Here is a 24,851-nt window from a genome sequence, read left to right as displayed (position 1 = left end):
ATTAAGTTATTTTTCAGTCGCGAAAAACGAAAAAAGCCGGCAAAAAACCGGCTTTTTTAGTCATTTTACGAGACGATCAGCTTACACGCTTTCTTTGTCCTTTCTGGAAATATTGTACTTCCGCATCTTCTCCACCAGCGTGGTACGGCGGATATTCAGTTTTTCAGCCGCACGTGCCACCACACCATTGGCGTCATCCAGCGCCTGTTGAATCAAAGAACATTCGAGGTCCGACAAATATTCGCGCAGATCCAGACCATTTACCGGGAGTAATGCTGGTGAATCAATACCGGCCAGGCCTGCTTCATTCTGAGTGACATCCGCAACCACCGGCACAGAGAAGTTTTCGTCTGTATCATCCACATGACGGAATTTCTTCGGCAGCTCGTTGACCCCCACCACACCGTAAGGATGCAGAATGGCCAGGCGCTCAACCAGATTAGCCAGCTCACGAACGTTGCCATGCCAGTCGTGACGGCACAGTGACATAATGGCGGCGGAGTTAAAACGAATCGAACCACGCTTCTCGTTTTCCAGACGTGACACCAGCTCATTCAGCAACAGTGGTAAATCTTCCACCCGCTCACGCAGAGACGGCATATCAATCGGGAAAACATTCAGGCGGTAATACAAATCTTCGCGGAAGGTGCCTTCTTCGATCATCTTTTCCAGATTTTTATGCGTTGCCGCAATAATCCGGACATTGGCATTCAACGTTTTGTTGCTGCCAACGCGTTCAAAAGTATGCTCTTGTAATACACGCAGAATTTTCACCTGCATGTTTAATGGCATATCACCAATTTCATCCAGGAACAGCGTACCACCTTCAGCCATTTCAAAACGGCCCGGACGGCTGTTGATCGCTCCGGTAAACGCACCTTTCTCATGACCAAACAACTCACTTTCAAGCAGTTCAGCGGGAATGGCGCCGCAGTTAACCGGAACAAAAGGTTTATTTCGACGATGGGAATGGTAATGCAGGTTACGGGCAACCACCTCTTTACCAGTACCGGATTCACCCTGAATCATCACGCTGACGTCTTTATCGGCAACCTGCATGATCAGCTCGCGTACGTTCTGAATCTGGCGACTGGTGCCCACCAGGCTACGGAACAGCTGTACTTCGCGACGCTCACCACGACTGCGGTTGTGGGTATATTGCTCACGATAGACCTGACAACGATGCAAACTATCCAGCAGTTTGTTGTAACTCGGAGGCATCTCAACAGCGGCTAACAAAGCGCGACGAATACCTTCCGGCAACATCTCCGGTTGCACTGCATTGCCTATCGATAAGATAGGTACACCTTTATCCCAGGTTAATAACGCTTCGATAATATCGGCCGAAGGAATGGAATGACTATCCCCTAGCAGCACTGCACTGATTTCAGTGCTGTCTTCAATCTGGCTCTCTACTACTCGTCGCCATTCATCAGGACCAGCAACAATGGCTTCTTCCCCTAAGAAGTCCAGAATCACCTTCAGGTCATGACGTCTCTGCTCATCATCATCGATCAGCAGAACCTTAATTTCTCTCCACATGGCGACCAGCCTTTCCTTCCCAATTCCGACCCGGAGGTCATAAAAATACAAGCATCTTTGCGTCAGTTGTTTGACTGAGCCTAAAGCAGTTAAGTACCAAACCACCCATAAGTCAAACTTCTGACGTTATTATTTTTTGTCTTTTTAATTTTAAAAACGACGCACTTTATAGCTGAATCTGTCGTCGGATGACAAGGCGTTAACCGCGAAATGTTAACGCCGAACAAATGAAAAGAGAATTTCCAGAATCCCAGCTACTCATAGCAGTTCTGAGTAGCAGTTCTGATAACCAGGCTGGAATTCCGAGAAATGATCAGGCAGTAACCTGACTGGTTAAACGACTTTCCTGATCCGCAGCAGAGACCGGACTGCGACCATGGGTTGAATCAAGATATTCCTGACGAATACCATCCCAACCACTTTTAACTTCCAGCAATAATCCCATCACTTCATCAATCATATCCAGGTCATTCAGGCTGCTGGCTTCCAGCAAACGACGATTCATGTAGTCGTACAGTCGTTCAAAGTTAGCAGAAATATCACCACCATTAGAATGATCCAGGCTATCTTGCAGTGTCTGAATAATTTCCATCACACGCCCTAACAAGTTGGCTTTGGTATCCATCTCGTTACGTTCAATCGCCCCTTTTGCCTGAGACATGCGTGTCAGTGCAGCTTCCATCAATAGCTGAATAAGGCGATGAGGGTCAGCATCCAGAACCTCAGAGGTACCATTAACCTGCTGATACTGCTTAGCACCTGACTTAATACCTGAATTGTACATGAGCATGTCTCCTGAATGTGTCGGCTCGCTTTCTTTATGACGGCACGATGTTGCAAACCTTTAACAGATTTCTTCACTAAACCGGATTTAGCCCCCTTACAGCATTATTCCCGGCAGCGGCAAAAGCGGCAAGCGCATTCCTCATGCAGCCTTTACCCACACCCTAAAGAAATAAAAAATCTTTTATTTTCAATGACTTATAAATTGGCACAAGGCCTGCTTAATGCCGTATTCACTATCACAGCAAAATAGCATGCTGGAGAAGCGCGGAGCAAAACCATGGCAACAGCACAGCTCAACCTACAGAACATTCAGCACGATGCGGGTAAACACCAGCATCTTTATGACCTGGCCAATCGCTTCTATCGGGATGCCAGTGAACAAGGCAATCATCTGTTGCTGGACGATGCGACCCAACTGGCAGAGCTTGCCTGGCAGCAAAAGCCGGAATACCTGCCTGGCATCAACCTACTCGCCCGCATTGCACTACAACAAGATAAGCTGAATAAAGCCTGGGAATGGATTGGACTTGGACTGAGCAAAAAGCCTGACAGCGTTACTCTGCTCTACAGTGGCGGCCTGACCGCACTGGCTGAACACGACCTGGATAAAGCCGAAGAGTATTTTGCCGCTGCGTATCGCATTTCCCGGGTTGCTACAAAATCAGCCAATTACCTGGCTCATATTGCGCTGCTGAAAAAAGATTACCTGTTAGCTTTTCAGTATTATCGTGAATTAATCAAAACCCAGGCTGATGATCAGCAAGTAAAAGCTGGATTGTTTTCGGCTGCCGAACAACTGAGTGCCGATTTTTATTCCGACGAACTGGAACAGGATTTATTGCGCTACTTTGAATTCACCGATGTTGATCATTCACAATTACGTTCTCTCACCACCAGTCTGTTAAAACATAAACTGCATTTGTCTGAAACGGGCTGCCCATTGGAGCTGGAAAATCTGGCTACAGATCCATTGTTGCTCACCGCACTAGAAAAGTTCTATTTCTGTGACCCATTACTGGAGAAGCTATTAATCACCCTACGACAAAGTATTTTTATTTCCAGCAGCGCTAAATTATCGATTGAAAGCCAGCTTATTCCACTCGCCAGTGCACTGGCCTGGCAAACCTATTTGAATGAGTCGGTTTGGTATCAAACGGAACAAGAACAAAAGTTGCTCCGTCAGCTTGAAACGTTATTGTCACGCATGATCATCATGCCGGATTTGAGCAATCACGATTTATACCCGGTTTTATTACTGGTTTTAATGTATCAGCCACTACAACAGTGCTCATTTGCACATCAGTTGAATCATGAAGCACTGGCCTGGCCCATTACCTTAGGCCCATTAATTGAACAAGCGATGGTTGCCGTTAATACTCAGGAACAACATCGCCAACAGCTGACGCGTTTTGGTAATAGCAATAACGTCGTATCGGCTAAAGTTGCACAACAATATGATCTGAATCCTTACCCTCGCTGGGTCGATATTGGTTATAGCCAGCCCTCCGACTATTGTCAGGCGCTGACTCAGATCTTCCCGGAAAAATTTAAAACATTATCCTTACCGTCGCCAACACAGGTATTGGTGGCAGGCTGCGGCACTGGCCGACATGCGCTCAGGCTGGCTCGTTATTTTTATAACATGCAGGTCACGGCGGTTGATTTAAGCGAACAAGCACTGGCGTATGCCAGCAGTAAAGCGCAACAATATCAAATCAATAATATTGAATTTTTACAGGGTGACTTATTGCTCAGTGAACGCCTGGGGCAACAATTTGATGTCATTGAATGTTCCGGCGTATTGCATCATATGGAAAACCCAGCAGCGGGTTTAGCAGCCGTTAATAAACAACTAAAACCGGGTGGCTTATTAAAAATTGCCTTATATAGCCGTGCAGCACGCCGCTGTATTGAAGAGTTGCGTGAACAGCTTGCGGATCACCTACCGGAAACGGCCCATGATATGCGCCTGGTCCGTGAAGCGTTATTAAATGGCTCGTTAGGTAACGAATGGAACACTGTGATCAGCTCGCCAGACTTTTACAGCTTGAGTGCTTGCCGTGATTTATTATTCCACCAGCAAGAACACACATACGATTGTGAAGAGTTACAACAGCTGATTAACAACGAAGGCCTGGAATTTATTGGCATGATTCCGCAAGGTGAATCAGAAAAGCTGGCACAATAGTTATTTAATAAACCGGGGCATCAACTGACATTAAGTGAATGGGGTAAACTGGAAAAAGAAAAAACAGACTTATTTGCTGGGATGTATCAGTTTTATGTGCGTAAGGCGTTTTAGTTTTAACAACTTCATTACCAAGCGGAGCGTGGGAACGAGAATAAATTAACAAGAACAGCTATGTTTCATAGCAGCAACAGGATGTTGCGGTAGCGCGGCAGAGCCATGGATGGCTCTTCGGCGCGGCGGCTGAAGCATAGCCGTTTTTGTTAAACGCTCATTTCGATATAAAGAATTTAATGACTTAAATTATAGTTGCCAATTAATCGGAGCTTGCCCCTGATTCATTAAATACTGATTAATGGTCGAAAACTGACGCTGGCCAAAAAAACCACGATGAGCAGACAACGGTGACGGATGCACAGACTTCAGCACCAAATGCTTACTCTGATCAATCACCGCCCCTTTCTTCTGCGCATAACTGCCCCACAACACAAACACTAACCCATTGTGCTGCTCGTTTAATGTTTTGATCGCAGCATCGGTAAATTCTTCCCAGCCTTTCTTTTGGTGAGAACCGGCCTTGGTTGCTTCAACCGTTAATGTTGCATTCAGTAGTAAAACACCCTGATCGGCCCAAGGTGTTAAGTCACCCGTACCCGACATCTGAATGCCCAGATCAGCGTTTAACTCTTTGTAGATATTCACCAACGACGGCGGCACCTTCACACCATCTGGCACAGAGAAGCTTAAGCCCATCGCCTGACCTGGGCCGTGATAAGGGTCTTGACCAATAATCACCACCCGCACCTGATCGAACGGCGTATGGTTAAAAGCATTAAAGATTAACGGGCCGGGAGGGTAGATTTCTTTGCCCGCTTGTTTCTCAACACGCAGAAACTCACGCAGGTTCTGCATGTACGGTTGCTGTAGCTCGTGGCCCAATACCTGCTGCCAGGAAGGGTGAAGTTCGCCTGGTTTGCCCATTGCGGTGTTATACCTTGAAGTAGTCGTTCAGACACGAACCATAACAGATTTCAACATAGAGTTGACTTTCAATTGTAGATTGAAGAGGCATTAAAAAATAGAATAAATAATAAATTACTCAAAACAATGCTAACCTACATGTAAAGTAAACTGCCGAAATCTATAAGGAAGTTCTGTGACCAAGACATCCCCCAATGACGACCTAGTACTCAATCTTTACACACAAGCTCAGCTATGGTTGAGACACAATGAAGACCTTATCATTAAGGCAAACTCTATTTTAGTATCAATAATGTCCATCAGCACTGTTGTTTTTTTCAGAGACAGCAGAAATCTCAGCACAGAACATATAGCATTAATATTAATTGCCGTATCTATCACAGGAATATTATTAAATTCGATATTAAAGAATAGGTTTTTGGAGTCTTTAGATAGAGTTATTAAATATGAAAAAATACTTGGAACTCATAAATCAAAAAATAATCTTTTAAGCCAGCAAGATTATGATGAAAAATGGGGAACAGCTCTGACCCCCAAATACCTTCACTCTCCACCAAGCAAAGGGCCAGAGATATACATTCTTTTTCAAGCAATTTATATCCTAACATTTACTATAACCTTTACACTGCTAACAAACTCATTGATAGAATATTTGACAGCATGTTAAAAGGCAGCTTTCGCTGCCTTCTCTTAAAACCAGTCCAGGTAATTAAGCATCGCCCTGCGGCTTCATATGCGGGAACAGAATCACATCTTTAATGGTGTGGCTGTTGGTGAACAACATCACCAGACGGTCGATACCAATACCCTGCCCCGCTGTTGGCGGCATACCGTACTCCAGTGCACGAATATAGTCGTCGTCGAAGTGCATGGCTTCGTCGTCGCCCGCGTCTTTTTCTTCCACTTGCTTACGGAAGCGTGCTGCTTGATCTTCAGCGTCATTTAATTCCGAGAAGCCGTTTGCCAATTCACGGCCACCCACGAAGAATTCAAAACGGTCAGTCACAAATGGGTTGTCATCGTTACGACGCGCCAGTGGCGATACTTCCCATGGGTACTCGGTAATGAAAGTTGGCTGATCCAGTTTTTCTTCGGCGGTTTCTTCGAAGATTTCGCAAATGTATTTACCCGGCCCCCAGGCTGCCTGCTTAGGAGAATCCGGCACACCCACTTGCTTGGCGTACGCTTTTAACTGCTCGAAGTTTTCTTCCGGATTATTAAAGACGTTAACATCGAATTCCGGGTTGTACTTCATCACCGCTTCAACCATGGACATACGCTGGAATGGCTGAGCAAAGTCGTACTCAGATTCACCGTATTGAATGATGGTGTTGCCCAGAACCGTTTCTGCGATGGTACGCAGCATATCTTCGGTCAGATCCATCAGGTCGTGGTAAGTTGCATACGCCTGATAGAATTCAATCATGGTGAATTCTGGGTTATGACGCGTGCTCAGACCTTCGTTACGGAAGTTACGGTTAATTTCGAACACTTTATCGAAACCACCCACAACCAGACGCTTCAGATACAGCTCTGGCGCAATACGCAGGAACATATCAATGCCCAGCGCATTATGGTGTGTTTCAAATGGTTTTGCCGTTGCACCACCCGGGATGGTTTGCAGCATAGGGGTTTCCGCTTCAATATAACCACGCTGAGACAGATAAAAACGCATGGTTTCAATGATCTTGGAGCGGATCATAAAGGTGTTACGGGTATCTTCGTTAATGATCAGATCCACGTAACGCTGACGGTATTTCATTTCCTGGTCGGCTAAGCCGTGGAATTTATCCGGCAGTGGACGCAGGGATTTGGTCAGAATGGTGAAACCTTCAACGCTGTCGACTTCAACGTACAGCTCACCTTTACCGGATAATTGCAGCGTACCGGATGCACCAATAATGTCGCCGATATCCAGCTTCTGCCAGGCATCGCTTTCTTTCTGCAGTTGTTTACCCATGTAAACCTGCAAACGCGAGGTGCTGTCCTGGAAACCGACGAACGGGCCACGCTTGCCCATCACACGGCCAGCAACAGAAACTTTAATGCCCGCTTCGGCTAATTCTTCTTTCGATTTTTCACCGTGTTCAGCTTTTAAATCACCCGCCAGGTTTTCACGTTTAAAATCGTTGCGATGACCATTAGCGTTACAACCGTCACGCATTTGCTCAAGCTTCTGACGACGCTCGGCAATTAACTTATTTTCTTCTGCGTTTTGAACTTCAGGAGCAGGAGTGTTTTGATCTGTCATATTTAATTCCAAATTCTGTTCTGTGCCGAATTCTTTTAAGCCTTCAGGTAATGATTTATTTCATTTTTAATTGAAGACTGCACAAGCACTTCACAAGATTTTTTCACTCGCACCCATCGTAAGGCACATCCCTGTGCCTGCGATGGGCACGCAACGTCCTGTTGCTGCTTTGAAAAAACTTCTGAAGTACTTATTGTTTAATTAGCTAAGTTTGTCGCAGTGTTCTGGCTTTAATTAAAGACCCTGTAATTAAAGGCCTTGCTTTAAGCTTGCTTCAATAAAGGCATCCAAATCACCGTCCAATACCGCCTGGGTATTACGGTTCTCTACACCAGTCCGTAAATCCTTAATACGAGCATCATCCAATACATACGAACGGATCTGACTGCCCCAACCAATATCCGCTTTCGAGTCTTCTAATGCTTTAGACTCGGCATTACGTTTCTGCAGCTCGTGCTCATACAACTTAGCTTTTAACTGCTTCATGGCCTGATCTTTGTTCTTGTGCTGAGAACGATCATTCTGACACTGAGTTACAATATTGGTTGGTAAGTGAGTAATACGTACCGCAGATTCCGTCCGGTTAACGTGCTGACCACCCGCACCGGAAGCACGATATACGTCGATCCGTAAATCCGCCGGATTAATTTCAATATCGATGTTGTCATCCACTTCCGGCGAAACAAACACAGAAGAGAAAGACGTGTGACGACGGTTACCGGAATCGAATGGTGATTTACGCACCAAACGGTGAACACCGGTTTCAGTACGCAACCAACCATAGGCATACTCACCTTCGACCCGAATGGTTGCGCCTTTAATACCGGCAACTTCCCCTTCGGACACTTCCATCAGCTCACCTTTAAAACCGTGAGCTTCGATCCAGCGCAGGTACATGCGCAACATCATATTGGCCCAGTCTTGCGCTTCGGTACCACCGGAGCCCGACTGAATTTCCACATAGCAGTTGTTTTCATCCAGCTCACCAGAGAACATACGGCGGAATTCCAGCGTCTCTAACTGAGCCTGTAAACCGTTCAGTTCTTCACGAACGTCATCAACTGTACCTTCATCGTCTTCTTCCACCGCCATATCCAGCAAGTCACGGCTATCTGCCAGACCCGTGTTCAGGTTATCGATGGTTTTTACTACCGCTTCCAGTGAAGAACGTTCTTTACCCAGTTCCTGAGCACGGTCTGGATCATCCCAAACGTCTGGTTGTGCCAGTTCCTGTTCTACCTCTTCTAAACGCTCGGTTTTGGTAGCGTAGTCAAAGATACCCCCTAAGCACGTCTGTACGCGCTTGCAGGTCTTTAATCTGTTCGACGATTGGGTTGATTTCCACTGCGTTATCCTGATGTTGTCTGTCGATGGATCGTCACCGCTGGCAGCCTAATTCCCCGATGTCAAAGCACCTTAAAGAAGCAGCGGTCAAAAGAGGCGGCATTTTACCTGAGGCAGGATCAGGATGCGACACCCCACAGCCCTAGCACAATTGACGTATCTAAACTGTCTTTTACGAATACAATTACAAATGCGAATACAAACTTGTTGCAAATTCTTCGCATTCCACTTAAAGTTCAACCCATAGTCATTCTCATTCAGATTTTCATCAAGGTTGAGACCCCCAATGTACGTTTGTTTATGTAAAGGCATCACACAACAGCAGCTGCAACAAGCTGTTGAACAAGGTGACAGCTATGCACAGATTCGTCAGAAAATGGGCGTTGGTACCGATTGTGGCTGTTGCGGCCAGAGTGCAAAACAAATGATTCGCGAGCACACCAATAAGATGCCGGTGTGTGAGTTCGCAGAAGCCAGCTAACACCGTACAGATAGAACTAAAACCAGCCAAGAGCTGGTTTTTTTATACCTGCCGTTTATCAATGATGCGCCCGAGTACACCTCTAAAATAATTCAGTGCCGCGGACTTTGACCAGTTTTGTCACAAACAACACCAATGCTGCTTGTTTCGCCAACCACAACCGGGCATTATAGCCACCAACCACGTTATTCGTGACACACTTCCGCAACCAAACGGACAAACAGGTAAACCCAATGCTGAATATTGTTGTTATCGGATTTGATAAAGCACTTGCGTCTGCAATCACCGGTGTCACAGACCTGTTTGGTTTGGCGGGCGTTACCTGGAATCTGATTCAGGGTCAGCAACCTGAAAAAGCCTTTAATGTGAAAATCGCCAGCAGAGATGGCAGCCCGATTCAATGTATTAACGGCCTGCAACTGGGAGCGCACCTGAGCTTTGATGAGATTCACGATGTTGATGCTGTGATCATTCCCACGATTGGTGGCCCGGTTGAAGATGTCATCACACATAACCCAGAACTGCTGGACTTATTACAACATGCCCAGCAACAAGGCTGGACCATTGCCGGTAACTGCACCGGTAACTTTTTATTGGCTGAATCCGGTATCCTGAATCACAAAACAGCCACCACGCACTGGGGTTTTAAAGAGCAGTTTCAACAACGTTATCCGCAAATTGAATTAAAAGCCGATCAGCTGATTACCCGCAGCGACAATATTTATTGTGCCGGTGGTGGCCTGGCATGGTTCGATCTCGGATTACATATTATCGAGCGTCATATGGGTTTCGAAGCTGCGATTCAAACGGCCAAAGCGTTTGTGATCGATTATCGCCGTGATACCCAGCTGTCGTATTCTCTGATGCGTCTGGCGAAGCCTCACAAAGACGACCTGGTACGCGAAGCTCAGACCTGGCTGGAACAACATTATTCACAACAATTTACCGTCGAAGATCTGGCCGAACGTTTCAGCATTTCTAAACGCACCTTGATTCGCCGCTTTAATGCCGCCTTAGATATGCCACCCAATACCTATGTGCAAAGCCTGCGTATCGAAGCCGCACAGAAACTATTGGAAGAAACCGAACGTACCGTTGATGTCGTAATGAATGATGTAGGCTACGAAGATGCCAGCTCTTTTCGTCGCCTGTTCCGTAAAAAAACCGGCCTGACCCCTACCGAATATCGCCGGCGCTTTGCCAAACGTTTGTAAAATCTGATGAAAATCATCCGCCTGAGAGCTTTTTGATGATGCTCATAATAGGCCAGCTGAAGTGAATTAGGTAAACTAACACCGCTGTTGTAAACCTGTCTGGAAAGCTGTTATGCGCTGGTTGTTATTGTTGTTAATTATCTTGAGCCCATCGGCCTTTTCTTATTGGGATTGCCACTGGCCATTCCGAACCGAAGTCACCATTAACAACTCTAATGCCACTCCGACCGACTACCAGGTTTTGGTCGATATTCAGGGGGCGAATCTTCACCCGGGTTACAACTGGAGTAATGCAGGCGAGGATTTGCGGGTACTCGATGCCGACGACAACACCGAACTTAAATTCTGGATTGATAATTGGAACCAGGCAACACGCACTGCCAGTGTCTGGGTACGCTTTCCATCATTAAGTGCAGGAAGCCGTAATATCTATTTTTATTATGGCAATCAAAATGCCTCCCCTATCACTCAGGTTCCGCCGGTATTTACTTACCCAGGCATTCGTTTTCATACACGCAGAACACCGGCTCCGGCAAATTACTCTCAGGCTGTAACTAATTTTGATTCTGCTGCCGACAGCAGTGGTTATGGTTGTAAATTCATCGAAAACTTCACCGAGATTTCAAACCAGAGTGAGTTCTCCAGCTCCGGTCGTAACTTTATGGCCCGCTCCGAAAGTTTTTTTGAAGTAAAACCCGGAGAGTCTGGAAATTGGGAGTTTCGCTATGGTGCAGACTTTGGCGGCGGTGGTGCCCTATTGATTAACAACTCCCCCTTAGAAGAACAGTGGGGCGAAGATTTATGGTGGGCACGTGACTGGCGAAGAACGGGTCCGCCACTGAATCCCGGATTTCCTGATGATATCTTAATAGGCTCGGTGAACTTAACTGCGGGTTATCACAAACTGGAAGTCATTGGCTGGGAAGGTTGCTGTGATGGCGGCATTACTGTGCAATTCAAAAAGCCTGGTGGCAACTGGCAAACCTTTACCACCAGTAATATTGATATTCGCTCAGCTGCCTGTCCGATTCAGACCACAATTACCTTTGGTGCTCACGAAGTATGCGAGGCGGATCTGGAAGTAATAGGCTTTGGTTCTGCTAATACCAACAGCCAAGCGCCGGATTTATGGGTTCAGGGCAGCCCACGGGAGGTTATTATTCGCAGCCGTAATAATGGTGCAGATCCGAGCTTACCCAATACTAGGATGGACATTACCCTGGCCAGTAGCCTGAGCCTGGACAGCTACAATGGCAATGGCTGGAGCTGCAGTGGCTCTATAGGAACAATCAATTGTACTTACTCAACGGCTATCAGCTCTGGAAACAGCTTTCCGGAACTCTCACTACAGGTGGAGCCAAGATCATCGTCTCCCAATCCTGCATCCATCACAGCAGAAATTAAAGGTCAGCAGTACGACGCGACGGCAAATAATATTAGAAATATCAGTTTACCCATCCGCAGTTTATTATTTCCGGCGAACCTACCTTCCGGCTGTAGTGCAAAACCCGGTTTAGTGGCTGGATTCTTTAATACAACGGGCAGTAAAAACTTTGCGACCTCATCCTCGGATTTTCAATCATCCTTTGTAACGCCCTATGAAAACGGAAGCGCTTTATTCGGCTATACCGTTCGTCCTAATGTTTCATCAGCAAACGGATCAAATAACAATCCGTTTGGCAGTGGCGACAAATATTTAACGATATTTGAAGGTTATATCTATCTTGATCGGGACGGTGATTACCGCTTTGCCGTGGATGGTGATGATGCGGTTGAATTGTCGCTATTCGAATCGACCAGCACGCCACAGGTTGCGGCCTGGTATGGTGCCCACAGCGCGATAAATAATCCAAATACCAGCGCTGCAGCCAGCATAATCGATAGGGGCTTTGCCCGTGGTTATTACCGCTTCCGTTATTTACATCAGGAAAATTCAGGGGGAGACGGCTACCGTGCTTATTGGCAGAAACCAGGGGATACAACTTACAGCATTATTCCTGCCAGCCAATTTGTAAATTGTACGGTACAACAGAATATACAGTTGGAATCAACTTCAAGTGTTATCAGTGATCCGATAAACAGTGCTAACTTTAAGGCTATCCCGGGCGCTGAGGTTCAGTACACCGTCACCGCTAAAAACCTGGGGAACATCAATACTGACCAAAATACGACAATTCTCGAACAAACGATTAATACGGACAGTGAGTTCCTGGTCGGATCGCTGCAGTTTATCGATGGTTCCGGCAATCAATCCAGTGGCCTGAATATGGGTAATGTTACCGTCACCTATATGGATGCATCGGGGACAAGCATCACACCAGCCAATGGCTATACCACCACGGTGAGACGCATCCGGATGCAGTTTAATGGGACATTTAAGGCGAAGTTCGATACGCTGGAGCCTGAATTCAGCTATCAGTATCAGGTTCGTTTACAGTGAGTGAACAAAAACCAGAACACCATCCTGAAACACCAACATCAAAGAATATTAATCAGCCGCTGCTACGCGCTTTGGTATTTGCAGCAGGCTGGCTGAGCGTTGCGCTGGGCGTGATTGGTATTTTTCTACCGGTACTGCCCACTACCCCCTTTTTATTATTAGCCGCTGCCTGTTTCTTACGTACCTCCCCACGTTTTTATCACTGGCTGATTTCACATCCGAAGCTGGGAAAATATTTACTGTATTATCTGGATGGCAAAGGCATCCCTAAAAAAGCCAAAGTGTATACCTTATTGCTGATGTGGTTTTCGCTGATTTCTACCGCCTTTATTTTTGTGCCTCGTTTAACGGTACAAATTATTCTGCCGTTGGTTGGCATAGGTGTGAGTATTTATATCCTGCGTTTACCAACGTTGGAGCTGCCCCCAAAGCAAACTCTCCAAAAAAATAATCCAAAATAACAACGATAAAAATCATGATGAAAGCAATCCAACTGGAACAATGGAAAGATCTGTCCCAGGCGTTTCACTTTCAGGACGAAGCATTTTGTTACTGGGACTCTCGCGACTCTGATGACAGTAGTGAACCGAATGACGGTGATGCATCTGAAAAACCTGCGTTATTGCTGATTCATGGTTTCCCAAGTGCGTCCTGGGACTGGTCTCCGATGTGGCAATCACTGAGTGAACAGTACCGCCTTATTGCTGTTGATATGCTGGGCTTTGGTTTATCGTCTAAAAGCCCCAAAGCAAACTACAGCATCTTTTTTCAGGCCGACTTACAACAAGCCCTGCTTCAGCATCTGAATATTGGCGCATACAGTATTCTGGCTCACGACTACGGTGATACGGTGGCTCAGGAGTTATTGGCCCGGGATCTTGAATCACAACAGATTCAACAGGCTTTTTTACTCAATGGAGGTCTTTTTCCGGAAACACACCGGGCACTGCCGATTCAGAAACTGATGTTATCTCCTCTGGGATTTCTTTTACCCCATGTGATTAACCCTAAAGCGTTCGCTCGATCCTTTGAACGGATTTGTGCCAAACCGCTTGCTCAGCAAGAGCTCGATACCTTGTGGCAATTACTCAGCCATAACCATGGCCAAAAAGTGATGCCTAAGCTGATTCGCTATATCACCGAGCGCCGCCAGAATCGAAAACGCTGGGTCACCGCGTTACAGAATACACAGGCGCAACTGGCATTGATTAACGGCTCTCTGGATCCAATTTCTGGCAGCCATATGGTAGAGCGCTTTCGTGAGCTTGTGCAGGAACAGGATATCTTTGAACTGCCTCAGCTGGGCCATTATCCACAACTGGAAGATCCACAGCAGGTGTGTCAAGTTATCCTGAACGCCTCAACATCCATTAGCAGATGACTCAGGGGCAGCACCACGGTAAGCTGCCCACTTTCCTCAACGCTGAAATGCGGCACCAATATTTTATGAATGCGCTTCCATTGCTTAAACGTCACGCTGATTGGCTGAGCCTGATTATTCTGGCCGCTGTTTTTGTCCTCTGGCCACAAATTGATCTTACCGTCAGCGACTATTTTTACGATCATGCTTCGCAGAGCTGGACGTTCAAAGATCATCCGATTAACGCATCCATCTATGCTTTGTTCCGCTATATGCCACACTTCCTGCTTCCCCTGATGTTTATCATTATTGGTCTGAGCTTCTGGCGTAACGGCATCAGCAAACAACACCGTAAACCCTGGCTGTTTCTCTTGTTAGTATTACTGATGGGGCCAGGGCTGATTGTGCATGGTATTTTCAAAGAAGGATTTGAACGCCCTCGCCCACGCCAGGTACAGGAGTTTAATGGCAGCAGTGGCTTTACTCCGGCGTTTGTGGTGTCTGACAGCTGTGCCAAACGCTGTAAATCCTTTGTTAGTGGCCATGCCGCCATGGGATTCTTTTTTATGGCGCTGGGGTGGGTATTTCGATCCAGAAAATGGTTTTGGGTTGGTATTGGCGTAGGCATTATCAGCAGTGCCAGCCGTATTATTCAAGGTGGCCATTTCCTCAGTGATACTTTGTTTGCCGGATTTGTGGTGTATTTCACCTGCCGGATCATGGGGTATTGGTTATTAGGCCACAGCCGCGTACAACCACAATCAGAGTAATGAGATTGCACGAAGTTGCTGCATGAAAATGCGGCTAAAACTGCTATAGTTTTCAGACCTCACATTGCTTCTGTAATGCCATGAATATTCAGTCGTTTTCAAACAGCTTACTTAATCCACAGCGTGGCGACCCGGTTCGCGAGCTGCGCAATGATGCGCGTCCAGTTAATACGCAAAACGACAAGACAGAAGTTGTTCGTCAGGTGAGCGCGATTGAAGTGGTCCCGGCCGATGTATCAGACGCTGAGTTTCAGGCACAGCAATTAGCTGATGAGCGCCAGCAGCGACAAGGACAAACGACCGAATCTCAGCAATTTCTGAATACCCAGCAGTTAGATGGCGAGCAACGTTTGGGTCGTTTTATTAATATTGAGGTTTGACCTCAGCCGCAACCTGCATGACCTCCCTGGTGTCGGTACCTGACGAGATTTCCACTTCCGTTATTACTACTTCCGTAATGACCACATCCGGCACAGAAAAACGGACGCAATAAATCAAAGCAGCCACTGAAATACAAAATAACGTCAGAATAAATCGAAGCATAGTGGTGAATATTTTTTATTGTTGTTAGACAAAAGACTAACTCGGACAAATCAGACAAACAACGCCAGTGCGAAGTACAATCGTCCCAATAAAGAACATTGGCTCGATATCATGCATAAAAAAACGCCGCTGTTGTTAACAACAGCGGCGTTTTTTCTTCTAAAGCTTTGACTAAAAAACGTTAGCGAGGCCGACAATGCAAGGCAAAAACAGACGAAATAGCGCAGTTTATAACTAATAAATATTCGCGTTGCTCACCCTTCGGGCCGAACTAAAGTTCGTTCTGGCATAGCCAGTGAGCATATTGAGTCTGTTTTTAACGCTGCAGTGGCAACGCAGGTAGTTTTTTACTGTTCAACGCCTTTCATAGTCAGCTTAACACGACCTTTCGGATCAACGTCCATCACGTGAACTTTAACCATCTGGCCTTCAGTCAGGTGGTCAGCTACGTTTTCAACACGCTCTTCGCTGATCTGAGAGATGTGCAGCAGGCCATCTTTGCCTGGCAGTACGGTGATGAAAGCACCGAAGTCTACGATCTTGCTGACTTTACCTTCGTAAGTAACACCTACTTCGATTTCAGCAGTGATCTCTTCGATCATCTTCTGTGCTGCATCAGCACCGGCTTTATCAGCTGCGAAGATCTTGATGTTGCCGTTGTCGTCGATATCAACAGAAGCACCCGTCTTCTCGGTGATATCACGGATGGTTGCACCACCTTTACCGATTACGTCACGAATCTTGTCAGAATCGATCTTCATGCTGGTCATGGTTGGCGCGTTTTCAGACAGCTCAGTACGTGGCTCAGAGATAACCGCGTTCATTTGTTCAAGGATAGTGAAACGAGCTTTTTTAGCCTGAGTCAGAGCGATTTCCATGATCTCTTCGGTGATACCTTCGATCTTGATATCCATCTGCAGTGCAGTGATACCTTCGTCAGTACCGGCTACTTTAAAGTCCATGTCGCCCAGGTGATCTTCGTCGCCCAGGATGTCGGTCAGAACCGCGAATTTCTCGCCTTCTTTAACCAGACCCATAGCGATACCAGCCACTGGCGCTTTCAGTGGAACACCCGCATCCATCAGAGACAGAGACGCGCCACATACGGAAGCCATAGAAGAAGAACCATTCGATTCTGTGATCTCAGATACCACACGGATGGTGTATGGGAACTCTTCCTGATCCGGCATCATCGCCTGAACACCACGACGAGCCAGACGACCGTGACCAATTTCACGACGGCCAACACCGCCCATACGGCCAGCTTCACCAACAGAGTATGGAGGGAAGTTGTAGTGGAACAGGAATGGATCAGTGGTCATACCGTGCAGGAAATCAACCATCTGTGCGTCACGTGCGCTACCCAGAGTCGTTGCAACGATCGCCTGAGTTTCACCACGGGTGAAGATTGCAGAACCATGAGCGGTATTCAGACAACCGGTTTCAATGGTCAGAGGACGTACGGTTTCGTTGTCACGACCGTCGATACGAGGCTGACCGTCGATAACACGCTGACGTACCACTTCGTACTTCAGTTCGCCAACCATGCCGGCGATATCGTCGGCGCTGTAGCCTTCTTCGCCTTCTGCTGCGGCCAGTTTTTCAACGGCTGCGGCTTTAACTTCGTCGATACGACCGTAACGAGCCAGCTTATCAGAGATGGTGTACGCTTCGCTGATGCCAGCAGCCGCTTCTGCTTTAACGGCGTTGTACAGCTCTTCGTCACGCGCTTCAGCCTGCCAATCCCACTGTTCAACTTTCAGCTCTTCAGCCCATTCGCTGATCGCTGTGATCGCAGACTGGAAACCTTTGTGTGCGAACAGTACCGCACCCAACATTTCGTCTTCGGTCAGTTCGTCAGCTTCAGATTCAACCATCAGAACTGCGTCTTTGGTACCTGCTACAACCATGTCCAGCAGAGAATCTTCCAGCTGGCTGTAAGTTGGGTTCAGGGTGTAGCCGTTGTCATCAGTGAAAGCAACACGTGCTGCACCGATAGGACCGTTAAACGGAATACCAGAAATGCTCAATGCCGCAGACGTTGCGATCATGGCACAGATGTCCGGATCAACGTCTTTTTCTGCTGCAACAACAGTCTGGATAACCTGAACTTCGTTCATGAAGCCGTTCGGGAACAGCGGACGAATCGGACGGTCGATCAGACGAGAAGTCAGAGTTTCTTTTTCAGAAGGACGACCTTCACGCTTCAGGTAACCACCAGGGATACGGCCAGCGGCGTACATTTTTTCCTGATAGTGAACAGACAGCGGGAAGAAGTCCTGACCCGGCTTAGTGCTTTTAGCCGCTACAACAGTAGCCAGCACCTGAGTTTTACCGATAGTAGCCAGTACAGCGCCGTCAGCCTGACGAGCGATACGGCCGGTTTCTAACGTGACGGTTTCGCCGCCGAATTCGAAGGTTTTGGTTAAAGCAACTGGTTTAGTGCTCATTCAAAATTTCCTTTAATAAAAAATATTCACCAGTTCCGACTGCCGGTGCTTCTAAGCATTAACCCTTCGGTACTTCGTTCTTTGGAACAAAGCGGAAAGGTGAATGGTTAGAAGCACCACCACTGATCGCCAAAATGATCAAATGGGGTTGGCACCACAGTTTTTCTTGAAACTGAAATTAATCCATCGTGAGAAATATTGATGCTATTGGCAAAGGGGTAAATCACAAGGATGTGATTTATTAGCCTTCAGGGACGAACTTGTAGCGCCCCGGCTGCCAATATCTCAATGTTTCAGCATTGAATCATTCAATAAAACAACACTAGCTAAAACAACAAAAGCCCCGGAGGGCTTTTGTTGTAAAGCGAGATCTTAGCGACGCAGACCCAGACGCTTGATCAGCTCTAAGTAACGGTTTGCATCTTTACGCTTCAGGTAGTCCAGCAGCTTACGACGCTGGTTAACCATACGGATCAGACCACGACGAGAGTGGTGATCTTTAGCGTGTGCTTTGAAGTGACCTTGCAGATCGTTGATGTTGAAGGTCAGCAGAGCAACTTGTACTTCAGGAGAACCAGTGTCGCCTTCAGCAGTTTTGTACTCGTTTACAATCTCAGCTTTCTTTTCAGCAGATAATGCCATCTGTATATACTCCAATGAATGTGCATTTAAAGACATCACCACCGTGCACATTAACAGTGGGATGCTGCCACTTATGTGGCGTATCCGTCGACACCTTTTGAGTGCCTCAAATCAGTCAGCTAACAGGCTTACCTGCAACAAACGCTGTGGTCGAATACCACCTCGTTCAATGCGGCCAATACCGATCAACTGCTTTCGCCCGGATTCAGCGGCCCATAATTGTACAGAAGGTGCTTCGGTTAAGCCAGTACTGACAGCCTGCCCTTGCAGGATCTTTTCGGCTTCGACACGACTCAGCTCAATAACCGGCCAACTATCCGGTAAAGCGGTTTCAGGCGGCAGCAATAATTTATCTAACTCCTCGGTTCCGCCCTCTTCTGCCAGGGTTTCCAGCTCCTCCAGCGTGATCATCTGGCCAGAGTGATACGGCCCGGAATGAGTACGATGCAGCATAGAGACATAAGCACCCGAGCCAATCTCATTACCGATGTCTTCCACCAGAGTACGAATATAGGTGCCTTTCGAGCAACGTACCGACAGATCAAGCTCATCAGAGCGTTGATCGTTCAACGTCAACTCATGAATCTGAATGGTACGGCGTTTTTTCTCAGCAATGGCCTGAGCTTCTTCCGCCGTCATACCGTTACGGGCCAGTTCGTATAAAGGTTTACCATCAAGCTTCAATGCGGAAAACATCGGTGGCACCTGAACCACATCACCACGAAAGTTTTTCAGCACCGCTTCGACCTGCGCGCCTGATAACTCAGGCACATCCGCGGTTTTGATCACTTCGCCTTCAGCATCACCAGTCGAACGAATTTCGCCCAGCTTGGCCGTGGTGTCATAACCCTTATCGGAGTCCAGTAATAACTGAGAAAACTTGGTTGCTTCACCCAGGCAAATCGGCAGAACACCACTGGCTTGTGGATCTAACGCTCCGGTATGACCGGCTTTTTGCGCCTGGAACAACCACTTCACTTTTTGCAAAACCTGATTTGAACTTAACCCCAGCGGTTTGTTCAACACCAGAATGCCGCTGACTGGGCGGCCTTTTTTCTTACGTCCCACGCTACTTATGACCTGCTAGCAATTAGTCTTCAGAATCATCACTCTGATGAGCATCATCTTCCTGGCGAGCCTTTTTAATCAGGCCAGTCAGATGATGACCACGCTCTAACGTTTCGTCATAGTGAAAACGTAACTGCGGCGTCACGCGAGTCGTCATGTTACGCGCCAGCTCAGAACGCAGGTAACCGGCAGCATCATTCAGGATACTTTCGGTTTGTTCACGGATTTGCTCATCCGTTTCACCTTTAGCACCCATCACGGTGAAGTAGATATCGGCATAACCTAAATCTTTAGCCACCTTCACTTGGTTTAACGTCACCATACCCAAACGTGGGTCTTTCATTTCAAACTGAATCATTTGTGCCAGATCACGCTGGATTTGCTCGCCCAGTCGTGATGTACGGCTGTAATCTTTTGGCATGTTTATTCTCTTTCAAAAGCAGCAAAGCCCAGTCTGAAAACAGACCGGGCTTTGAGTCGTGCGATTAAGCACTGATAGGCTTGGAAGCCGGTTTACAGTGTACGTGCAATTTCACGCACATCGAACACTTCGATCTGATCGCCAGGGCGAACATCCTGATAGTTCTTAACACCGATACCACATTCCATCGCCTGGCGAACTTCCTGTACGTCATCTTTAAAGCGACGCAGAGATTCAAGTTCACCTTCGTAGATCACTACGTTCTCACGCAGTACACGGATCTTCTTGTTACGGTAGATAGTACCGTCAACCACCATACAACCAGCAATCTGGCCAAATTTCGGTGAGTTGAACACGTCACGCACTTCCGCGATACCAACGATTTCTTCGCGCAGCTCAGGTGCCAGCAGGCCACCCATCGCTTGCTTAACGTCATCCAGCAGATCGTAGATCACGCTGTAGTAACGCATATCGACTTCGTTAGCTTCGACAACCTTCTTCGCAGCGTTATCCGCACGAACGTTGAAGCCAAACATTACTGCACCAGAAGCAACAGCCAGGGTTGCGTCAGTTTCAGTAATACCACCAACACCAGAAGATACGATGGTTACTTTCACTTCATCAGTTGCCAGTTTCTCCAGAGAAGCGGCAATGGCTTCCAGAGAACCACGAACGTCGGTCTTCAGAATGATGTTCAGGTTCGCCTGCTCACCTTCCTGCATGCCTGCAAACAGCGCATCCAGTTTGGCTTTCTGTTGACGCTGCTGAATTTGTTCTTTCAGCTTGGCTTCACGGAATTCAGCCACTTCACGTGCCTTCTTCTCGCTTTCAACAACCATGAATACGTCACCAGCGTCAGGCGTACCACCCAGACCCAGAATTTCTACCGGGATAGACGGGCCAGCTTCGTCCGTTGGCTTACCGTTCTCATCCAGCAGTGCACGGGCACGACCGTAATAAGTACCTGCCAGTACGATATCGCCTTTCTTCAGGGTACCGTTCTGAACCAGCAGCGTAGCAACCGGACCACGACCTTTATCCAGGCGTGACTCAACCACAACACCCTGACCCGGGCCGTCGAAGTGAGCTTTCAGCTCCAGCAGTTCTGCTTGCAGGATAACGGCTTCTAACAGCTCATCGATGCCCTGACCTGTGTGTGCAGATACCGGTACAAACGGTACATCACCACCCCAGTCTTCAGGGATTACGTCGCGAGCCGCCAGTTCGTTTTTAGCACGATCCGGATCCGCCGCTTCTTTATCCATCTTGTTGATTGCAACAACAATTGGAACACCCGCCGCTTTAGCGTGTTGTACCGCTTCTTCGGTCTGTGGCATCACACCATCGTCTGCTGCAACCACCAGAATGACAACGTCAGTCGACTGAGCACCACGAGCACGCATCGAAGTAAACGCCGCGTGTCCAGGGGTATCCAGGAAGGACACCATACCGTGGTCGGTATCTACGTGGTAAGCACCAATGTGCTGGGTAATACCACCGGCTTCGCCTGATACAACGCGTGATTTACGGATGTAATCCAGCAGCGAGGTTTTACCGTGGTCAACGTGACCCATTACGGTCACAACCGGCGCACGAGTCGTTTGCTCACCTTCGTAAGAAACCGATTCTGTTACCGCTTCTTCCAACTCATTGTCAGAGATCAGCTTAGAAACTTTGTGGCCCATTTCTTCAACCACCAGAGTGGCCGTGTCCTGATCCAGCGTTTGGTTGATGGTCGCCATCACACCCAGCTTCATCAGCTCTTTGATCACTTCACCAGCTTTAACCGCCAGCTTCTGTGCCAGTTCACCAACAGAAATCGCTTCTGGTAATTCAACTTCTTTAATTACCGGAGCAGTTGGTTTGCTGAAGCCGTGTTCGTTATTCGCATTCGCCGCCTGGTTTTGTTGACGACGCGCAGCGCCTTTCAGCTTAACCTTACCGCGACCTTTACGGGCACCGTTGCGATTTTGTTCGGAACCATCAACAAAACGCTTATCACGATCACCATCATTACGACGATCACCGCCTTTACCACGCTTACGACCGCTATCATCCTGACGAGCCTGAACCGCTTCTGCCTCTGCACGCTTCTGAGCAGCTTCATCTTCAGTTGGCTTCTGACGAACTTTAGCAACTGGCTTGCTTGGCTTAGCACGACGTTCGTCGTTCTGAGTCACTTTAACTTTTGGCTTAGCGGTCGCTTTTGGCTTAGCTTCTGCCTTTGGCTTCAGAGTCGCCGTTGGCTTCTTCTCTTCTACCTTCTTCGCAACAACGCGAGCGGTTGGCTTAGCGGTAGCAGTCGCTTTAGGCATCTGAGGCGCTTTGGGCGCTTCTTTCTTAACCTTAGGCTCCGGCTTTTTAGCAGCTTTCACTTCAGCGGCGGCTTTCTCAGCCTGAGCTTTATCTGCAGCCGCTTGCTCCGCATCGGCAGCAGCTTTTGCCTGAGCCGCTTGCGCTGAACGCTCAGCATCTTCTGCCGCCGCTTTTTCCGCTTCCGCTTTTGCTTCTAAACGGGCTTTTTCGGCCGCCAGCTCAGACTCATCGCGTTTTACATAGGTGCGCTTTTTACGCACCTCAACATTCACCTGCTTTTTACCGCCCGCACCTGCGCTCAGTGTCGTGGTTGCTTTACGCTTCAGAGTGATCTTTTTCGGCGCTTCCGCGGATTCACCGTGACTGGTCTTTAAAAAGGCCAGCAGTGTTTGCTTTTGTTCATCAGACACTGCATCAGCCGAAGCGGTTTGTGGCAAACCGGCTTCTTTCATTTGAGACAGCAGTCGATCAACGTCGGTATTAACCACGTCGGCGAGTTCTTTAACTGTTACATCTGCCATACGTTTCTCCTGTGCCGAGCGTTAATTAATCGTTAGCCTCAAACCAGGGCTTACGGGCCGTCATAATGAGTTCGGCCGCTTTCTCTTCGGTCATGTCTTCGATGTCCAGCAGGTCATCAATGGATTGCTCGGCGAGATCCTCCATCGTACAAATACCTTTACTGGCCAGCACCAATGCCAGGTGCTTATCCATACCGTCCATTGCCAGCAGATCTTCCGCCGGCTGTGCTGCTTCCAGCTGTTCTTCAGAAGCAATGGCCTGAGTCAGCAGCACGTCTTTGGCGCGATTACGCAGCTCGTTAACGACTTCTTCGTCCAGACCTTCAATCGCCAGCATTTCTTCCATTGGCACGTAGGCGATTTCTTCCAGAGAGGTGAAGCCTTCTTCTACCAACAGCAGGGCGAAGTCTTCATCAATATCCAGAGAATCCATAAAGGTGGTGATGTAAGCAGAGGCTTCTTCGTCCTGCTTCTCAGCGGCTTCCTGCTCGGTCATCACGTTGATTTCCCAGCCGGTCAGCTCAGACGCTAAGCGAACATTCTGACCACCACGACCAATGGCTTGCGCCAGGTTATCTTCCAGTACGGCAACATCCATGGAGTTGGTTTCTTCATCCATAATGATGGAAGCCACTTCCGCTGGTGCCATGGCATTGATAACCAGCTGTGCTGGGTTGTCATCCCACAACACAATATCAATGCGCTCATTACCGCCCAGTTCATTGGTCACTGCCTGAACACGCGCGCCGCGCATGCCCACACAAGCACCAACCGGGTCGATACGCTTATCGTTGGTTTTTACCGCAATTTTTGCACGAGAACCCGGATCACGGGCAGCACCCTTGATCTCAATCACTTCTTCAGCAATTTCAGGTACCTCGATACGGAACAGCTCCACCATCATGTCGGAAGTGGTACGGCTCAGCATCAGCTGTGGACCACGGTTTTCCGGGCGGATATCAAACAGAATGGCACGTACACGATCACCCATACGCAGGATCTCACGACCAATCAGCTGATCTTTTGGCATCAGGCCTTCCGCGTTGTTACCCAGATCAACAATGACGTTGTCACGGGTCACTTTTTTCACGGTTCCGCTGATCAGTTCACCAACACGGTCTTCGTATTGTTCAACAATCTGAGCACGCTCAGCTTCGCGTACTTTCTGAACAATGATCTGTTTTGCCGCCTGAGCTGCAATGCGACCAAAATCCGGGTTTTCAACCTGAGTTTCGTAGGTGTCACCCGGTTGCAGATTGGTATCAATCTCGTGGGCTTCTTCCAGCGTCAGTTCGTCACCCAAACCAGGTACAACATCGTTGCTGACAACTAACCAGCTGCGGAAAGTTTCGTAATCGCCGGTTCTGCGGTCGATATCTACGCGAATGGTGGCTTCTTCGTCTTCGTAACGCTTTTTAGCAGCTGCTGCCAGCGCAGACTCGATGGCTTCAAAAATAATTTCTTTTGAAACGCCTTTTTCGTTGGATACCGCTTCCGCGACCAGGAGAATTTCTTTGCTCATCTTCTAGCCTC

General features: G+C 47.8%; 20 protein-coding genes. 9 read left to right on the top strand and 11 right to left on the bottom strand.

All coding sequences use genetic code 11. The annotated features are described in order from the left end of the window. Positions 1-81 precede the first annotated feature (81 nt). Positions 82-1,542: a sigma-54 dependent transcriptional regulator gene (locus KFF03_RS03170; RefSeq protein ID WP_255858852.1), complete on the bottom strand. Its 1,461-nt coding sequence runs from the start codon at positions 1,540-1,542 to the stop codon at positions 82-84. 313 nt (positions 1,543-1,855) lie between these two features. Further along, complete coding sequence (fliS, locus tag KFF03_RS03165; protein WP_255858851.1) at positions 1,856-2,326, bottom strand: flagellar export chaperone FliS; 471 nt, start codon at positions 2,324-2,326, stop codon at positions 1,856-1,858. 279 nt (positions 2,327-2,605) lie between these two features. On the opposite strand from fliS, the gene KFF03_RS03160 reads away from it, so the two are divergent. Then, a complete protein-coding gene (locus KFF03_RS03160; RefSeq protein WP_255858850.1) occupies positions 2,606-4,516 on the top strand; it encodes a class I SAM-dependent methyltransferase in 1,911 nt (636 codons plus the stop codon). Between the two features lie 303 nt (positions 4,517-4,819). Here the strand turns inward: KFF03_RS03160 and ung are convergent, their stop codons facing one another. Next, on the bottom strand, positions 4,820-5,497 hold the full coding sequence (ung, locus tag KFF03_RS03155; protein WP_255858849.1) for a uracil-DNA glycosylase: 678 nt from the start codon (positions 5,495-5,497) through the stop codon (positions 4,820-4,822). 175 nt (positions 5,498-5,672) lie between these two features. Between ung and KFF03_RS03150 the strand changes: the two genes are divergently transcribed. Beyond that, positions 5,673-6,164, top strand: a complete 492-nt coding sequence (locus KFF03_RS03150) for a hypothetical protein (RefSeq protein WP_255858848.1) — start codon at positions 5,673-5,675, stop codon at positions 6,162-6,164. A 42-nt stretch (positions 6,165-6,206) separates the two neighbouring features. Here KFF03_RS03150 and lysS read toward each other — a convergent pair whose 3' ends face one another. Further along, positions 6,207-7,748 (bottom strand): lysine--tRNA ligase, encoded by a 1,542-nt coding sequence (gene lysS / locus KFF03_RS03145; RefSeq protein WP_255858846.1) that lies wholly within the window; start codon positions 7,746-7,748, stop codon positions 6,207-6,209. A gap of 249 nt (positions 7,749-7,997) precedes the next feature. Further along, a protein-coding gene (gene prfB, locus KFF03_RS03140; RefSeq protein ID WP_255858844.1) for a peptide chain release factor 2 occupies positions 7,998-9,093 on the bottom strand; the annotation gives its coding sequence in 2 pieces (ribosomal slippage) (positions 7,998-9,020 and positions 9,022-9,093; 1,095 coding nt in all). A gap of 285 nt (positions 9,094-9,378) precedes the next feature. Here prfB and KFF03_RS03135 point away from each other — a divergent pair. The 7 genes from KFF03_RS03135 (at position 9,379) to KFF03_RS03105 (ending at position 15,737) form a co-directional block, all read left to right on the top strand. Continuing rightward, positions 9,379-9,573: a (2Fe-2S)-binding protein gene (locus KFF03_RS03135; protein WP_255858843.1), complete on the top strand. Its 195-nt coding sequence runs from the start codon at positions 9,379-9,381 to the stop codon at positions 9,571-9,573. Positions 9,574-9,806: 233 nt separating this feature from the next. Continuing rightward, positions 9,807-10,787 (top strand): GlxA family transcriptional regulator, encoded by a 981-nt coding sequence (locus KFF03_RS03130; RefSeq protein ID WP_255858841.1) that lies wholly within the window; start codon positions 9,807-9,809, stop codon positions 10,785-10,787. A 112-nt stretch (positions 10,788-10,899) separates the two neighbouring features. Beyond that, positions 10,900-13,227, top strand: coding sequence for a CCXG family PEP-CTERM protein (locus tag KFF03_RS03125; RefSeq protein ID WP_255858839.1), 2,328 nt, complete (start codon positions 10,900-10,902; stop codon positions 13,225-13,227). Continuing rightward, complete coding sequence (locus KFF03_RS03120) at positions 13,224-13,688, top strand: YbaN family protein (RefSeq protein WP_255858838.1); 465 nt, start codon at positions 13,224-13,226, stop codon at positions 13,686-13,688. The genes KFF03_RS03125 and KFF03_RS03120 overlap by 4 nt, the downstream gene beginning before the upstream one ends. A 14-nt stretch (positions 13,689-13,702) precedes the next feature. Continuing rightward, the gene (locus KFF03_RS03115; RefSeq protein WP_255858837.1) at positions 13,703-14,608 is read left to right on the top strand and encodes an alpha/beta fold hydrolase; all 906 of its coding nucleotides are present in this window, start codon (positions 13,703-13,705) and stop codon (positions 14,606-14,608) included. A gap of 65 nt (positions 14,609-14,673) precedes the next feature. After that, a complete protein-coding gene (locus KFF03_RS03110; protein ID WP_255858835.1) occupies positions 14,674-15,357 on the top strand; it encodes a phosphatase PAP2 family protein in 684 nt (227 codons plus the stop codon). An 80-nt stretch (positions 15,358-15,437) separates the two neighbouring features. Next, positions 15,438-15,737: a hypothetical protein gene (locus tag KFF03_RS03105; protein ID WP_255858834.1), complete on the top strand. Its 300-nt coding sequence runs from the start codon at positions 15,438-15,440 to the stop codon at positions 15,735-15,737. Positions 15,738-16,247: 510 nt separating this feature from the next. Here KFF03_RS03105 and pnp read toward each other — a convergent pair. The 6 genes from pnp to nusA all read right to left on the bottom strand — a co-directional run bounded on the left by pnp (position 16,248) and on the right by nusA (position 24,840). Beyond that, positions 16,248-18,350, bottom strand: a complete 2,103-nt coding sequence (pnp, locus tag KFF03_RS03100; RefSeq protein WP_255858833.1) for a polyribonucleotide nucleotidyltransferase — start codon at positions 18,348-18,350, stop codon at positions 16,248-16,250. 372 nt (positions 18,351-18,722) lie between these two features. Continuing rightward, on the bottom strand, positions 18,723-18,992 hold the full coding sequence (gene rpsO / locus KFF03_RS03095; RefSeq protein ID WP_068653922.1) for a 30S ribosomal protein S15: 270 nt from the start codon (positions 18,990-18,992) through the stop codon (positions 18,723-18,725). A gap of 111 nt (positions 18,993-19,103) precedes the next feature. Then, positions 19,104-20,060, bottom strand: coding sequence for a tRNA pseudouridine(55) synthase TruB (gene truB, locus KFF03_RS03090; RefSeq protein WP_255858830.1), 957 nt, complete (start codon positions 20,058-20,060; stop codon positions 19,104-19,106). A 22-nt stretch (positions 20,061-20,082) separates the two neighbouring features. After that, positions 20,083-20,481: a 30S ribosome-binding factor RbfA gene (gene rbfA / locus KFF03_RS03085; protein WP_255858829.1), complete on the bottom strand. Its 399-nt coding sequence runs from the start codon at positions 20,479-20,481 to the stop codon at positions 20,083-20,085. 92 nt (positions 20,482-20,573) lie between these two features. Further along, positions 20,574-23,318, bottom strand: a complete 2,745-nt coding sequence (gene infB / locus KFF03_RS03080) for a translation initiation factor IF-2 (RefSeq protein WP_255858828.1) — start codon at positions 23,316-23,318, stop codon at positions 20,574-20,576. Between the two features lie 25 nt (positions 23,319-23,343). After that, positions 23,344-24,840, bottom strand: a complete 1,497-nt coding sequence (gene nusA, locus KFF03_RS03075; RefSeq protein WP_255858827.1) for a transcription termination factor NusA — start codon at positions 24,838-24,840, stop codon at positions 23,344-23,346. Positions 24,841-24,851: the final 11 nt, after the last annotated feature.

Origin of the sequence: Bacterioplanoides sp. SCSIO 12839, from assembly GCF_024397975.1 — a bacterium.
Classification (GTDB): domain Bacteria; phylum Pseudomonadota; class Gammaproteobacteria; order Pseudomonadales; family Oceanobacteraceae; genus Bacterioplanoides.
The sequence above is the reverse complement of the archived record's forward strand: the minus strand, read 5'-3'. Positions and strand labels throughout refer to the sequence as shown.